This is a genomic window from Acidimicrobiales bacterium (assembly GCA_025455885.1).
In the GTDB taxonomy this organism is placed as follows: Bacteria; Actinomycetota; Acidimicrobiia; order Acidimicrobiales; family Acidimicrobilacustridaceae; genus Rhabdothermincola_A.
Window position 1 is genome coordinate 1 of record JALOLR010000016.1, and the last position, 14,592, is coordinate 14,592.

General features: G+C 72.4%; 15 protein-coding genes. 4 read left to right on the top strand and 11 right to left on the bottom strand.

From position 1 onward, the window contains the following. Positions 1-240: 240 nt before the first annotated feature. The 5 genes from MUE36_13025 to MUE36_13045 all read right to left on the bottom strand — a co-directional run bounded on the left by MUE36_13025 (position 241) and on the right by MUE36_13045 (position 5,885). Positions 241-1,008, bottom strand: coding sequence for a TM2 domain-containing protein (locus tag MUE36_13025; protein ID MCU0311852.1), 768 nt, complete (start codon positions 1,006-1,008; stop codon positions 241-243). A gap of 90 nt (positions 1,009-1,098) precedes the next feature. Continuing rightward, entirely contained in the window at positions 1,099-1,500 is a 402-nt protein-coding gene (locus MUE36_13030) for a hypothetical protein (protein ID MCU0311853.1), read from the bottom strand. A gap of 98 nt (positions 1,501-1,598) precedes the next feature. Then, entirely contained in the window at positions 1,599-3,056 is a 1,458-nt protein-coding gene (locus MUE36_13035) for a DUF2252 domain-containing protein (GenBank protein MCU0311854.1), read from the bottom strand. A gap of 75 nt (positions 3,057-3,131) precedes the next feature. Beyond that, entirely contained in the window at positions 3,132-4,640 is a 1,509-nt protein-coding gene (locus MUE36_13040; protein MCU0311855.1) for an SDR family oxidoreductase, read from the bottom strand. Positions 4,641-4,685: 45 nt separating this feature from the next. Then, positions 4,686-5,885: an MFS transporter gene (locus MUE36_13045; protein MCU0311856.1), complete on the bottom strand. Its 1,200-nt coding sequence runs from the start codon at positions 5,883-5,885 to the stop codon at positions 4,686-4,688. A gap of 196 nt (positions 5,886-6,081) precedes the next feature. On the opposite strand from MUE36_13045, the gene MUE36_13050 reads away from it, so the two are divergent. Then, on the top strand, positions 6,082-6,888 hold the full coding sequence (locus MUE36_13050; GenBank protein MCU0311857.1) for a DUF4397 domain-containing protein: 807 nt from the start codon (positions 6,082-6,084) through the stop codon (positions 6,886-6,888). A 133-nt stretch (positions 6,889-7,021) separates the two neighbouring features. Here MUE36_13050 and MUE36_13055 read toward each other — a convergent pair whose 3' ends face one another. Beyond that, positions 7,022-7,540 carry a CarD family transcriptional regulator gene (locus MUE36_13055; protein ID MCU0311858.1) on the bottom strand — a complete coding sequence of 173 codons (519 nt, stop codon included), beginning with the start codon at positions 7,538-7,540 and terminating at the stop codon, positions 7,022-7,024. Between the two features lie 188 nt (positions 7,541-7,728). Here MUE36_13055 and MUE36_13060 point away from each other — a divergent pair, with 188 nt between their 5' ends. Beyond that, positions 7,729-8,955 (top strand): MFS transporter, encoded by a 1,227-nt coding sequence (locus MUE36_13060; protein ID MCU0311859.1) that lies wholly within the window; start codon positions 7,729-7,731, stop codon positions 8,953-8,955. A 15-nt stretch (positions 8,956-8,970) separates the two neighbouring features. On the opposite strand, the gene MUE36_13065 is transcribed toward MUE36_13060, so the two are convergent. From MUE36_13065 to MUE36_13080, 4 genes are all read right to left on the bottom strand, one after another. After that, positions 8,971-9,348 (bottom strand): ester cyclase, encoded by a 378-nt coding sequence (locus MUE36_13065; GenBank protein MCU0311860.1) that lies wholly within the window; start codon positions 9,346-9,348, stop codon positions 8,971-8,973. 112 nt (positions 9,349-9,460) lie between these two features. Then, positions 9,461-10,654 carry a cytochrome P450 gene (locus MUE36_13070; GenBank protein MCU0311861.1) on the bottom strand — a complete coding sequence of 398 codons (1,194 nt, stop codon included), beginning with the start codon at positions 10,652-10,654 and terminating at the stop codon, positions 9,461-9,463. 106 nt (positions 10,655-10,760) lie between these two features. Continuing rightward, a complete protein-coding gene (locus MUE36_13075; protein ID MCU0311862.1) occupies positions 10,761-11,078 on the bottom strand; it encodes a hypothetical protein in 318 nt (105 codons plus the stop codon). 10 nt (positions 11,079-11,088) lie between these two features. Then, a complete protein-coding gene (locus tag MUE36_13080; GenBank protein ID MCU0311863.1) occupies positions 11,089-12,033 on the bottom strand; it encodes a hypothetical protein in 945 nt (314 codons plus the stop codon). 105 nt (positions 12,034-12,138) lie between these two features. Between MUE36_13080 and MUE36_13085 the strand changes: the two genes are divergently transcribed. After that, positions 12,139-13,215 carry a hypothetical protein gene (locus MUE36_13085; protein MCU0311864.1) on the top strand — a complete coding sequence of 359 codons (1,077 nt, stop codon included), beginning with the start codon at positions 12,139-12,141 and terminating at the stop codon, positions 13,213-13,215. Between the two features lie 60 nt (positions 13,216-13,275). Next, positions 13,276-13,659, top strand: a complete 384-nt coding sequence (locus tag MUE36_13090; GenBank protein MCU0311865.1) for a hypothetical protein — start codon at positions 13,276-13,278, stop codon at positions 13,657-13,659. A 1-nt stretch (position 13,660) separates the two neighbouring features. Here the strand turns inward: MUE36_13090 and MUE36_13095 are convergent, their stop codons facing one another. Beyond that, a complete protein-coding gene (locus MUE36_13095) occupies positions 13,661-14,584 on the bottom strand; it encodes an oxidoreductase (GenBank protein MCU0311866.1) in 924 nt (307 codons plus the stop codon). Between the last annotated feature and the right edge of the window lie 8 nt (positions 14,585-14,592).

Here is a 14,592-nt window from a genome sequence, read left to right on the forward strand (position 1 = left end):
CGACAACTGCCCGATCGCCTCACCGGTGTCACGACGCCGCAACGCCGCGAACACCACCAACCCCGCCAACACCACGACCACGGGAACGACGATCACCAGCGGGTTCATAAGGGCACCTCGGATTCCACTCGGGTCTGGGGCCCGACGGGCCCCGTGCCATCTGTACGGGGCCGGGCCCGCACCTGGATGGTGCCCGACCGGAGGTGAAAACCGGCGAAACCCGAGCGTGTGTGACCGATGTCAATCGGCGAGCGGGACCCCGTTCGCGTCGGTGAGGAAGTTCTCGTTCTTGACGAGGATGAGGATCCCCTCGACGAGCCCCCAGATCGACCCCAGGCCACAGGTGAAGACGGTGACCAGGATCTGGATGATCCCGATGTTGGTGTACCCGAGGTAGAAGCGGTGGACGCCGAAGCCGCCGAGGAGGATGCCGAGGATCCCGGCGGCCATCCTGGACTTGGGTTGCACGCCGGGCGGGACGTAGCCGGCGGCCGCCGGGTAGCCGGCGGGGGCGGTGTACGCGGTGGCTGGCGCGGCGGCCGGCGCGTACGCACCGGCCGCGGCGGTGTCGTACCCCGGGCTGTACCCCGGCTGGGACTCGGGCGGGTACCACCAGCCGTCGGAGGCCTGCCACCACCCGGGTTCGCCGGGAGGCTGGGCCATGGGCCCGCGGGCCCCGACCGCCTCGGTGGCCGTCGGGATCGGTTCGGTGGGCGGGGGCGTCGGAACGGGCGAGGGCTCCGGCGGTGTGGGGATGGGCTCGATCGGCGGGGGTGCAGGGATCGGCTCGGTGGGCGGGGGTGCCGGGACGGGCGCGGGCTCCGGCGGCGTGGGGATCGGTTCGGTGGGCGGGGGCGTCGGGACGGGCGCGGGCTCCGAGGGCGCAGGGGTGTCAGCCACCGGGGAGGTCTCGCTCGCCCGGGCGGCCTCGGGGGAGACCTGGCTGAAGGGGATGGGCTCCCCCGCGGCGCCGTCCTCGGGCGTCGGCTCGGTCGGTTGGTCGGTCATCTCGACACCTCCGGATCGCGTCGGGACCGGGTCGCGACGTCGCACCGACGTTAGTGACCCCGACGGCGGCCCGCGCCGAGGGGACCGCAGCTACTCGCGGACCTCACGGCCGTGGACGATCAGCGCCCACAGCACGAGCACCTCGATGACCAGCAGCGTGACGGACCACAGCGGGTAGATCGGCATGGCCAGGAAGCTCCCGACCATGGCGATCGCCGTGACGATCACGCCGATCGTTCGGGCGAACACGTTGCCGGCGAGCACGCCGAAGCCCGACGCCAGCACCAGCACGCCGAGGATGAGGTGCACCCAGCCCCACTGGGTGATGTCGAGGTAGACGGTGCCCCGATTCCCCCACACCACCCACTCGTCGTTGAGGAGGGCGATGAGGCCGTAGACCGCATTCAGCGATCCGCCCAGGATCATCATGACGCCGGCGAAGAAGATCCAGCCCACCCAGCCAGTCGGATCGCCCTGTCGAGTCTCTGCCATGTCGACTCCTCTCGGTTGTCCCCCAGCGTCGCCCGGAGCGGCCGCTGACCTCAGTCTGACAGACGGTGTCCGGTCGAACTGATGATGGGCGCACCAGGTCACGCGTCGACGCGGGCGGCCTCGGTGCGGTTCGTCTCGTGGGTCACGGCCGCCACGAACGTGGCGTGGTCGAGCTCGGTCCGGTCGGCGTAGTTGGCGGCGAACTCGGTGAGGGCTTCACCGAGGACCTTGCCGGTCCCGAGGTAGCCCGAGATCATGGCGGCGTCCCCGGTCCGGGCATGGGCCCTGGCAAGGGTGTACCCGCAGAGGCGGGCGTACGACTCGAGGATGGCAGGGTCCATGGCGGCGATGTCGGGAGAGGCCTTCCAGTCCCAGAGCTGGCGGAAGTAGTAGTCGTGGGGGAGCCCGTCCACCCCGATGTGGCGGTCCCAGCCGAGGAAGATGTCACTGGCGGATTGGATCAGCCGCTGCCCCTCGACGACGCGCTGCCCGTGCTGGGCGAACCCGCTCCCGCCGAGGTGGGGCTCCATGACGGAGGCCTCGGCCTCCTTGATCTGGAGGAACAACGGATCACCGGTGTCCTTGCCGATCATGAGTGCCACCCAGCACCGCGTGCCCACGCTGCCCACGCCCACGACCTTGCGGGCGAGGTCCACGAACTCGTACCGGTCGAGCAGGACCCGTCGGTCGGCCTGGAGCGTGCGTCGGTAGTTGTGGAGGACCCCGTGGGCCATGGTCATCAGGACGTGCAGGTCCTGGCCGCCGTCGATGTCGTCGACGCGCACGAGCAGGGGCGGGTCGCTGACGAAGCGGAGCTCGCCGTCGACGACGGTGGTGAGCTTCTTGAAGGCCTTCAGCCGGTCCTTGCCACGGGCCTTCTGGGCGTTCGCCGCCACGCGTTCGTGCATGGCCTCGGTGAGCTCGGCGCCCCACTTGGCCTCGACCTCGGTCGCCGAGACCTTGGCGTACCAGATCTCGAGGTAGCTCATCGGTGCGAACTCCGCCATGGCGCCCGCGTAGGCGGCGACGAGCGCCCGCTGCACCTGCCCGCGCACTCTGCCGTCGAGCCCGTTCTCGCGGGCGGCGATCTCGAAGCTGGCCGACAGGCGCAGCAGGTCCCACTCGAACGGACCGGGCAGGGTCTCGTCGAAGTCGTTGAGGTCGAACACCATCACCCGTTCGGGGGAGGCGAAGCCCCCGAAGTTCGAGAGGTGGGCATCGCCGCAGAGCTGGACGGTGAGGCCGCTGCGGGGCCGCTCGGCGATGTCGGCGGAGAAGACCTTGGCGGCGCCACGGAAGAAGGTGAAGGGCGATACCGCCATCCGCTCGTGACGGACCGGCACCAGTTCCGGGACCCGGGTGAGCTCCTGCTCGGCGAGCTGGGCGACCACATCCACCCGGGCATCCGGTGGGCGCCAGTCGGCGAACGACGACCTCGGGATCCGTTGGCGCAGCGAACGCCCACGGGCCCGTCGCTCGGCCACCGAGAGGCCGGCGTGGAGGTCGGGGAGGATGTTGTGTCCGTCGCCGTGCGCGGAGGTCCTCTGGGTGCTCACCCGGGACATCAGACCACCGGGCACCTTCGTCGGCAAACGCTTCCGGGCGGGACGGGACTCACGGCAGGGACGTGGTCAGGGGACGATCTGGGTCGCGTCCGGTCGGGGGGAGCCGGTGTGCTCGGCGTCCTCGACGATCCCCCGCAGTAGTCCGGGGAACACGAAGCGGTGGAACGGGGCCACCCCCAGCCAGTAGAGGCGGCCGAGGAGCCCGCGAGGGTGGAATCGGGCCAGCTGGTGGACCCGGCTGCCGACGGCGGTGGGTTCCACCCGCCACTCCAACCAGGCGTCGCCGGGCAGCTTCATCTCGGCTCGCAGGCGGAGCAGCGCACCGTCCTCGAGTGCCTCGACGCGCCAGAAGTCGAGCGCGTCGCCCACCCGGAGGCGGTCGGGATCCCGGCGGCCCCGACGCATGCCCACCCCGCCGATGAGCTTGTCGACGACCCCCCGCACGTTCCACAGCCAACCGTTGCTGTGCCAGCCCCGGTCGCCGCCGAGGCGACACAGCGCCGCGAAGACGGCGTCGACGGGGGCGGAGGCGTCGGCGGTGCGAACGTCGGTGAGCACCGTGCCGCCTGCCCAGCTCGGGTCGGTGGGCATGGGTTCGGCCGGAGGGCGACCCTCGAGCTCGGCGCTGTCCCACCGGGTCGTGACCGCACCCTCGTGGATGCGCAGGAGGGCGGCGTCGATGGCCTGGCGGGTCGTGAACAGCGGGCCGGGGAGGAGCTCGGTGATCGCGGGGTCGTGGACGATGACCTCGTTGATCAGCGACGCCACCAGCGGGCGCGACAGCGCGACCGGGAGTGGCGTGACGAGCCCGACCCAGTGCGACGAGAGACGGGGCGAGAGCACGGGGACCGGCACGATCACGCGACGGCGCAGGCCGGCGGCGTCGGCGTAGACGTCCATCATCTCCCGGTAGGAGATGACGTCGGGCCCACCGATCTCGAGGACTCGCCCCGCCGTGCGCGGCTCGCGGAGGCACTCGACCAGGTAGCGGAGCACGTCGCGCACGGCGATGGGCTGGCACCGCGTGTCGACCCAGCGGGGCGTGACCATCGCCGGCAGCACCTCGACGAGGTAGCGCAGCATCTCGAAGCTCGCGCTCCCCGAGCCGATGATGATCGCCGCCCGCAGCTCGGTCACGGGGACGGGGCCGGTGGCGAGGACGCGGCCGACCTCGTGACGGCTGGCGAGGTGCTGGGACAGCTCGGACTCGTCGTCGCCGAGCCCGCCGAGGTAGACGATCCGTCGGACACCGGCGCGGGCGGCCGTGTCGCGGACGTTGCGGGCGGCCGTGGACTCTCGCTCCACCCAGTCGGGCCCGTCACCGATGGTGTGCACCAGGTAGTAGACGGCGGCAGCGCCGTCGAAGGCGCTGCCCAACGGCTCCTCGAGGTCGGCGCGCACGACCTCGACCTGGGCGCCCCACGGGGCGGCGTCGAGCTTGGCCGGGGTGCGGGCCAGGCAGCGGACCCGGTAGCCGCGCTCGAGCAGCTCGGGCACCAGTCGCCCGCCGATGTAGCCCGAGGCGCCCGTCACCACCACGAGCTCGCCGGGTTCGACGGTGCCGGTCTCGGTCATGATCTGACGGTACCCGGTACCCCGGCGAGGCCACCCCGTCCGGAGTCAGGCCGGCTCCGGTGCCTCGTCGAGCGGCGCAGGCGAACGGAGGTGGACCGCGAAGCGCCACCGCGCCGCGGCGAGGAACACCAGCATGAGGACCGCGGTGCCGGTGAAGACCACCTCGCGGCCGTAGGTCTCGTAGACGGCGGCGCCCCCGAGGGCGGCCATCGCCGCGACGGCCAGGCCGGTCGCCCCCAGCAGGCCCTGTCCGGTGGCCAACTGGTCGGCGGGGCTGGCGATCGCCACCGCCACCTGGTTGCCGGGCAGGGTGTAGGCGTCGGCCAGGGCATGCACGCCGGACGCGACGATGAGCACCCAGAGCGGCCCGAACCCGTAGACGGCGGTGCAGGCCGCGGCCACGACGATGCTGACCGACATGACTCGGAGCGGGCCCTTGGCCTGGGCCAGACGCCCGCCCCGCGCGGCGAACAGCACCATCGGCACGGTGAAGAGGCTGAGGGTCACGCCGATGAGCCAGGTCGCCGAGCCGAGGTCGCGCAACAGCAGCGACCACAGGGCTTCGAACATGCCGATGGTCAGGTAGAAGGCGACGGCCGTGCACAGCGCCGACTGCACGGCCGGGCGCACCAGCATCCGGCGGACGGCCCGGTGCGAGGACTCGGCGACCGTCCCCGCCCGCAGGTCGAGGCGGGTGAGGAGCGCGAAGGCGGCGACGTACAGGGCGAGCAGCACGGCGAACGGCGCTCGGAGCCCGAACAGCTCCGCCGCCACCGCGGCGACGAGTGGCCCGAGCACGAACCCCCCGACGTCGAACGCCGTCTGACGCCCGAGGTTCGCCCCCACGTTCGCAGGGTCCCGCGCGATGACGAGGCGCCGCACGGCGGGCCCCACCGTGCCCGCCCCCAGGCCGAGCAGCAGGCGGGCGCCGACCCACTGCCACAGCTCCGCGGCCACCAGCATCCACATGACCCCGGCGGCGGCGGCGAGCACGCCGCTGCGCAGCATCAGGGCGGTGTGGCCCCGGTCGGCGTAGCGGGCCAGGACGACCTGGCTGGCGAACCCGGTGGCGAACCCCGCGAAGGCGATGAGCCCGACGGCGGCGTCGTCGAACCCGAAGCGGTCGCGGATGTCGGCCAGCAGCGTGAACACGCTGCCGTAGCCGAGCGACATGATCCCGGTGAGCAGGAACAGCAGCGGCATCGACCGGGAGGCCTCGACCCTGCCTTTCGGATCGTCGGTCATCGAGGCGCCGGCACCGATCGCCCGAGCACCCACCGGTGGTCGTCCACGACCGTCCTCCCCCTCTTCGGCCAAGCCGTCGACCCTATCCTCGGCTCGCCCGGCGGCGTCCGGAACGCCCGCAGATGGTGATGATGCGCCTATCATCCGTGGGTCACTCGTCCGGGATCGGGCGAGCCGCCGGACAAGGAGTTCACGGATGAAGCGCTTCGCCCTGTTGCTCGTCGCCTCGCTGGTGGCGGTGGGCCTGGTCCCGGCGGCCGCCGGCGCCGGCACCGCCGCCCCCGCCTCGGTCACGATCGTGCACGCCGCGACCTTCGGTTTTCCCGAAGGTGAGTTCGGAAGCGACTTCCCCGTGTACATCTGCGTCGACGGCGGCGACGTGTTCGAGACGGCGGCCGTCCTGGGTGACTCGTTCGGCCCGCTCGAGCTCCCGGCCGGCACCTACGACGTCGCCATCTTCCCCGGTGCCGAGTCCTGCCAGAGCAAGACCATCCTGGCCGACGAGGTCACGGTGGACCCGGGTGACGACGTCACCGTCGCCGCCATCTACACCTCCCAGGGTCCGAGCATCGTGGTGTGGGACAACGACAGCAGCTGCTACGAGCCGGCGACGTCGTCGCGCCTCACGGTGCGCCACGGTGCCGCCACCGGCGGCCCGGTCGACGTCGTGGGCTTCGTCGACGGGTCCGAGACGAGGTCGACCATCATCAGCGACCTCCCCGAGGGCGGCCAGCAGACCGAAGACCTGCCGGGTGGCACCCTCGCCGAGTTCGTCTCGGTGGTGCCGGCCGGTGGCGACCAGGTCTTCGTCCAGATCCCCAGCGTCGAGTTCGAGGCCGGGCAGCACCTGGTGGTCTACGCCGCCGGTGGCGACGACGGCGCCGTCGGCGTGTTCGTCGAGCAGATCCCCATGGAGCCCTGCGAGGTCCCCGTCGACCCGACGACCCCGGCCCCGACCCCGGCCGCCGCGGCGGTGACCGCCGCTCCCCGCTTCACCGGCTGAGCGGTCGACCGACCCTGCCCGACCTCGGTTCCGTCCGGTGCCCGCCCTCGGGGCGGGCACCGGCGCGTCCGGCCTCGTGCGGCGGGCTGCGTAGAGGCGACCGCGGAGCCGCTCCCGACGGAGCGGCGGTGGGTCAGGAGGTGACGGGGAGGCCGTCGAGGACGGCGTCGATGCGGTCGCCGGCGTCCTCCATCGTGGTGTCCCACGACACGGCCAGCTCGCTCACCAGGATGTGGCGGGCCTTGCCCAGCATCGCCTTCTCGGCGCTCGACAGCTTCGAGCTGCGCTCGCGCAGCGACAGGTTGCGCACCACCTCGGCGCACTCGTAGATGTCGCCGGACTTCATCTTCTCCTGGTGGTTCTTGAAACGCCGAGACCAGTTGGTCGGCACGCGCACGTTGGTGACGGCCAGCACGGCCAGCACGTCCTCGACCTCGTCCTCCGAGATCGCCGGACGGACCCCGAGGTCCTCGGCGCGGTCCTCGGGCACGGAGACCTTCAGCGCCCCGCCCCGCCACGACTCCTCGCCGGCCGCCACCGAGAGCTCGAGGTAGGTGATCTTCTCCCCGTCGACCTTGCGCACCGAGCGACCGGTGACCACCGCGGTGCCGTGTGCCGGGTAGATGACCTTCGAGCCCACTTTGAAGTCCATGGGAGCCTTTCGCAGAACGGATCTCCAAGTATGCCCGGTCGCCACGCCGGTCACGCACGCCGGGGGACCCGGGGCCGGCTGCGCAACGGCGGGATCCGGAGCGATTGCTGATAGCAAGGCCGGGTGACGTCGACGGGTGGGCAGCAGCGGTGAACCGGGCCGCCGGCGACGAACCCGCATCGGAGCCGGTGAGCACGTTCGCGTCGCTGCGGGTGCTCGCCTACCGCCGCCTCTGGCTGGTCGGGCTCCTCGTCTTCCTGGCCGTCACCGCCCAGGCCATCGCCCGCGGATGGCTGGCCCGTGATCTGACCGGCACCAACGCCGGTCTCGGCGGGGTGCTGCTCGCCTTCGGCCTGGCCATGTTGGTGGCCACGCCCTTCGGGGGAGTGGCCGCCGACCGCTTCCCCAAGCGGGCGGTGCTCGTCGTCGCCCAGCTGCTCCTGGCGCTGTCGTCGCTCCCGATCGGGATCGCCGTCCTCGTCGACGCCGCCCGGTACTGGATGCTGCTCGCCTCGAGCGCCGTGCAGGCCGTCGCGTTCGCGCTGTTCGGTCCGGCGCGCATGGCCTACACCACCGAGCTCGTCGAGCGGCGGGTGCTGTCCAACGCCATCGTCCTCGGGCAGATGGGCGCCGAGGCCATGCGCATCATCGGGCCCAGCATCGCCGGGATCGTGATCGCCGTCGCCGTGTGGGGCCTCGCCGCCGTGTTCATCGTCTGCGGCGTGCTGTGCCTCGTGGGCATGGCGCTGACGGCCATCCTCCCCCCCGGGCGTGCGCCCGCCGCCGGTACCCGACCGTCGCCGTTCGCCGAGATCGCCGAGGGCGTGCGCTACGTCTCGCGCCGTCGTGACCTGGCGCTCCTCGTCATGACCTCGCTCGCCGTCGTGATGGTCGGCTACCCGTACTTCGCCTTCCTCCCGTCGGTCGCCGACGGGATCTTCGACGAGGGCTCCGGCGGCTACGGGATCCTGTCAGCGGTCTCGGCGGCCGGGGCGCTGGTCGGCGGGCTGGTGGCGGCGCGGGGTGGCTCCCGCCGGGACCCGTGGCGATTCGTGATGTTCTCCGGGTTCGGGTTCGGCGCCGGGCTCGTCGCCCTGGGACTCATGCCGCTGTTCGCCCTCGCCGCGCTGGCGCTCATGTTCATCGGGGCCTTCAGCCTGACCTTCCAGACGATGACCAACTCGTTGCTGTTGAACCTCAGCGACTTCGAGTACCACGGGCGCATCCAGTCGCTCGTCATGCTGGGCTTCAGCGGGTTCGGCATCGCCGCCCTCCCGCTCGGGGCGCTGGCCGACCTGATCGGGCTGCGCACCACGCTCGTCGGGATGGGCACCGTGGTCATCGGCATCATGACGGTCTTCGTCGTGCGGCGCCGCCGCTTCAGCGACCGGGAGGTGGTCGCCGGGCTCGGGTGACCGGGCGGTCGGTGCTCAGCGCTCCCAGTCGACGCCGGCCAGGGTGGCCGCCCACGTCTCGGCGATGCGCCCGCCTTCGATGCGGTGGACGACCATCCACGTGAGCACCTGACGATCCTCGGTGGTGAGGTTCACCCCTCGGCTGGTGGCGCGGGTCCAGACCCGGTCGCCGGCGACCACCTCGTCGTCGATCGTGGTCTCGGCGCCGCGCAGCACGTGCATGGTCTGGGCGAGGCGCTGCTTGTACTCCGCCCGTGAGATCCGCTCGGTGCCCAGGCTGGTGTGGCGGATGTAGGGATCGGTGCACAGCTCGTCGACGGCGTCGACGTTCCCGTCGCCCCAGACCTCGGCCCACCAGCGTCGGACCAGGGCCCGTGAGGCGTCGGCGTCCACGCCGCGGAGTGTAGGCCGCCCCTGACCCCCGCCCGGGTGGCGGTCCCCGGGACGGCGTCGCCGTCGGGTGGGTACGGCGCGAAGGCGACGTCGACAGCGGCTGACGCCGCGATCAGAACCCGATGTGGACCTCGCCGTAGCCCCGGGTGAACGTGGCCGGCACGATGCGGGGCTCGGGGTCGAGGAGCCGCCAGTCGGGAAAGCGCGCCAGGAGCTCCTCGAACAGCACCCGCAGCTCCAGGCGCGCCAGTGACGCCCCGAGGCAGAAGTGGGTGCCGAACCCGAAGGCGACGTGGTGGTTCTGCGTCCGGGTGACGTCGTAGGTGTCGGGCTCGTCGAACACCCGCTCGTCACGGTTGGCCGACCCGTACAGCAGCAACAGCTCGTCGCCGGCCTTCACGGACCGGCCGTGCAGCTCGGTGTCCACCAGCGCGGTGCGGCGCATGTTGCTGATCGGCGTGACCCACCGGATGAACTCCTCGACGGCCGTCGAGCCGAGCAGGTCGGGGGAGTCGACCAGCGCCCGACGCTGCTCGGGTCGGCGAGCCAGCTCGACGAGGTTCCCGGCGATCACCGCCCGGGTGGTCTCGGCCCCCCCGTCGAGCACGAGCAGGGCCTCGGCCAGGATCTCGCCGTCGTCCCACGGCTGGCCGTGGACCTCGGTGTGGGCCCACACCGAGATGAGGTCGTCCCGGGGCTCGGTCCGCCGGGCGGCGATGACCGCCATCGTCTCGGCGGCGAACTCCATGATGGCGTCGATGCTCGCGCTCGACTGATCGGCGGGACTCCCGTCGGCCGGCGTCTGGCCGGCCTGGTACATCGTCACCTCCGACCACTCGCGCACCTTCGGCCAGAGCGAGGCGTCGTAGCCGAGCAGCTCGCAGATCACCATCGCCGGCAGGCGCGAGGCGATCATCTCGACCGCCTCGCAACCGCCGTCGGCCGACGCCTCGTCGAGGATGACCGTGACGAGGTCGCGAACCCGGTCCTCGTGGCTGCGCACCCCCCTCGGGGTGAAGCGTCGGGCGACGACCATCCGCTGGCGCTGGTGGGCGGGATCGTCACGGTTGATCATCGACGTGTCGTCGCGCTGGTCGGTCTTGGGCCGCGACCCGTCGAGGCTCGAGAAGCGCGCCGTGTCGTTCTCGACGGCCAGGACGTCGGCGTGGCGGGAGATCCCCCAGATCCGCTGCACCGGGTCCCAGAAGACGGGGTCCTCGTCGCGCAACCAGCGGTAGGCGTCGAACGGGTCGACGTACCACTCCGGATCGAGCAGGTTCACGTACGGCGTGGTGGTCGAGGTCACGGCATCCCCCCGGAGTCGGCAGGCCCTGGTCGGCCCGGCCCGCATTCTGGCAAAGCGGCGGCGACGGGGGCCGGTCGGGTCGGGCGCGGCGTGTGCGGGCCCGGGTTCAGCGGCGCGCCGACCGGGCGAGCGCGGTGAGCACCGCCGCCTCCTCCGGGTCGGCGTCGGGACCGTAGGCGGCCACGACGACCCCCTTCTCGCCCCAGGCCCCGCAGGTCACGCCGAGCACGATCGCCTCGTCGCCGGGATCGGTCGGCCCCTCGAAGCGGAACGTGTGGTCCACGCGCGCCTCGGTCGCGGGGTGCACGTCGTCGTGGCCGGAGGAGGCGATGCCGGTGGGGCAGACCGTGTAGTCCTCGACGTAGCCCTGCGCGGCGAGGAAGGCGACGGCGTCGGTGACGGTCTCGGGAGCGGGCGTGGCCATGGGGGCCTCCTCAGTCGAGGGTGAGGCCGTAGTGGGCCTCGCCGTCGGGCGTGATCTCGTAGATCTCGTACCCATCGGTGACGTGAGGCGTGTCGGCGGCGAAGGCCACGGCGATCTTGTTGGTGGCGTTGCGGGCCACGTCGAGGACGAGCTCGACCGTCGACGGCCCGTCGAGGTGGGCGCGCACCGCCTCGGTGACGCCCGGGTCGATCCGACCGGGGAGCCACACCATCGCGTCGGTGAGCCCCAGCGCCGCCTTGGTGGCCGGGGGGAGGTCGCTCGACTCGTAGCGCTCGACGGCCGCGAAGGTGGCGTCGTCGGCCCCGGCGAGCAGCGCGGGTCGACTCCGCAGCGACTGGCACAGCCGGCATCGGTGGGCGTTCGCACCCCGCAGGCGAACGAGCTCGGTCAGGACCGGATCGAGGTGCTCGAGACCGGGGACCACGTGGATGTAGGCGTCGATCGAGGCCCACAACCCCGGGTCGGGGGAGCCCACCGCCGGTGGGGGCCAGCCGGAGGACCCGAAGAGGGTGTCGAGCGCGGCCCGAACCCGGGGGATCATGTCGAGCGCCCATACCGCCTGCACGATGTCGCCGGTGGCCGCCCCCAGCGCCCCTCCGAGGCCGGCCCGCTCCTCGTCGTCGATCGTCGCGACGTCCACCGCGAAGTGCTCCGCGAAGGCGGCCGCCGTGCGGGCACGTTCGTCGAGATCGACGAAGTCCCGCCACCGGGTCGGGTCGCGGCCGACCCACGGACCCGGGCCGAGCGCCTCGGGCCGTCCGAGTGGTGCGAGGCCGTGGGCGGCGGCGGTGACCCGGGCCAGGAGGTCGACCGTGTCGACGTCGTCGAGCCCGACGGCCGTCGCCCACACGGTCTCCTCCACGGTCACCAGGGCGGCGCCCGCCGCCGCCGCCCAGGTGTCGAGCGCCTTTCGTCCGTCGGTCGCGGTGCCCATGACGTTCCCCCCGGTGAGACCTGTGGGGCGAACTGTGGCACGTGGCGCTCCGGCGCGCGGCGCGCACCGCGTCGGGTCGTGGGCCGGGCGGTAGGGTCCCCCGCCATGGCTCATCGAGTGGTGGTGTGGGGAACGGGCAACGCAGGTCGGCCGGCGATCCGGGCGGTGGCCGCCCACCGGGACCTCGAGTTGGTGGGGTGCGTGGTGTCGAACCCGGCGAAGGTGGGTCGCGACGCAGGGGAGCTGGCGTTCATCGACGACCTCGGGGTGGTGGCCACCGACGACGTGAGCATCGCCCTGGCCGACGACGTCGACTGCGTCGTCTACACCGCGACCGCCGACACCCGTCCGGAGCACGCCGTCACGGACCTGCTGCGGTGCCTCCAGTCGGGGCGCAACGTCGTGTCCACGTCCTTCTACCCGCTGCTCCACCCGCCCAGCGCGCCGAAGGAGGTCCTCGACGTCGTGCTGCCGGCGTGCGAGGCCGGGCAGTCGTCGGTGTTCGTGTCGGGCATCGATCCCGGGTGGGCGTTCGACATCCTCCCCGGCCTGGTGAGCGGCGTGGGAGCCGGCATCACCGAGATCCGGATGCAGGAGGTGTTCAACTACGCGCTCTACGACGCTCCCGAGGTGGTGCGCGAGGTCATCGGCTTCGGCGGGTCGATGGACGACCTGCCGCTCATGCTCCTCGACTTCTCCCTGCAGATGGTGTGGGCGCCGATGGTCCGCATCGTGGCCGAGATGCTCGAGTTCGAGCTCGACGAGATCGTGACGACGGTCGAACGGCGGGCGCTGGAGCGCACCATCGACGTGCCCGGGATGGGCCGCTTCGACGAGGGCACCCAGGGCGCGTTCCGCTTCCAGGTGCAGGGGATCGTCGAGGGTCGGCCGCTGGTCATCGTCGAGCACATCACCCGCATCGACGACGCCTGCGCGCCGGACTGGCCCTCGTCGTCGTCTCCCGGGGGCGAGCACCGCATCGTGATGTCCGGTCACCCCGAGCTGACGGTGAGCGTGCACGGCGTCGAGCACGGCGAGCCGGGCGCGGCCGGGGGCGGGAACGCCACCGCGGCCAACCGCATCGTGAACGCCATCCCCGCGGTGGTCGCCGCCCCGCCCGGGCTGGTGAGCCCGCTCGACCTCCCGTTGATCACCGGCGCGGCGCAGGTCCGTCGGGGCTGAGCGACCGCGCCCTCCCGGTCCGGCGCAGCACGGTCGGCGCCGGTGGGGCACCATGGCGACATGGATGACCGCTCCCTCGCCCGTGCCATCGCCGCCGGCCGCCTCGGCTTCGGCCTCGTCATGTTGTTCGTGCCCAACCTGGTGCTCAAGCGGGTGAGCGACGAACGCCCCGGCCCCCTCGTCTGGATGTGCCGGGCCTTCGGGATCCGCGACGCGGTCCTCGGCACCGGTGCCCTCCTGGAGCTGGCCGTCGACGACGAGGAGGGGACCTCGGAGGCCCGCTGGGTGACGATGGGGGCGGTGGCCGACACGTCCGACGCGGTGGCGGCGCTGCTGTGGCGCAAGGAGCTCGGTTGGTCGGGGTTCCTGTCGACGTGGGGTCTCGCCATCCCGGCGGCAGCGGGGGGATGGAAGGCTGCGGCAGGTCTCCGTCGGGGCCGCTGACTCAGGCGGCGGACACCTCGAAGGACGTGGAGGTGAGCTCCTCGGACAGCGCCCACAGGCGGCGGGCGTCGTCGGCGTCGCGGGCCCGTCCGCTCGGCGTCTCGCGCACCGCCGGCCCCCGCACGTAGAACTTCGGCCCGTAGTACTCGCCGCCTCTCACGGTCGGGTCGGTGGCGGCCCGCACGAACGGCTCGGCGCCGCGCGACGCCGACTGGCTGTACAGCGCGCCGAACGGTTCGATGAGCCGGTTCAGGACGCCTGATCCCTCGACGCCGAGGTCGGTGTGCGAGGCCCCCGGGTGGGCCGTCACGGCGATGGTGCCGGCGCCGGCGGCGGAGAGCCGGCGCTGCAGCTCGAGGCTGAACAGGAGGTTGGCCAGCTTGCTCTGGAAGTAGGCCGGCCAGCGCTGGTAGGGGCGGCGCTCGTACATGGGGTCGTCGAAGTCCATCGTCCCGGCCCGGTGGCCCATCGAGGAGTGGTTGACCACCCGGGATCCCGGGGTGGCCAGCAGCAACGGCATCAGCTCGGCGGTGAGGACGAAGTGCCCCAGGTGGTTCACCCCGAACTGCATCTCGAAGCCGTCGACGGTGCGGGACTCGTCGAGGGCCATCAGACCGGCGTTGTTGCCGAGGATGTGCAGCGCCGGCTCGCGGCCCCGGAGGTCGGCGGCCAACGAGCGGACCGAGCCGAGGTCGGCCAGGTCGAGGGGCACGAACTCCGCCCCGCCGGTGCCGGCGCCCACGTGGGCGCGAACCACCTCGACGGCGGCCTCGGCCTTGGCCTGGTTCCGGCAGGCCATGAGGACCCGCGCGCCCCGGCCGGCCAGGGCGCGGGCGATCTCGAGCCCGAGCCCGGCGTTGGCGCCGGTCACGAGGGCCACCCTGCCCGTCAGGTCGGGGACGTCGGCGGGGCTCCAGTTCGTCATGGGCGAGC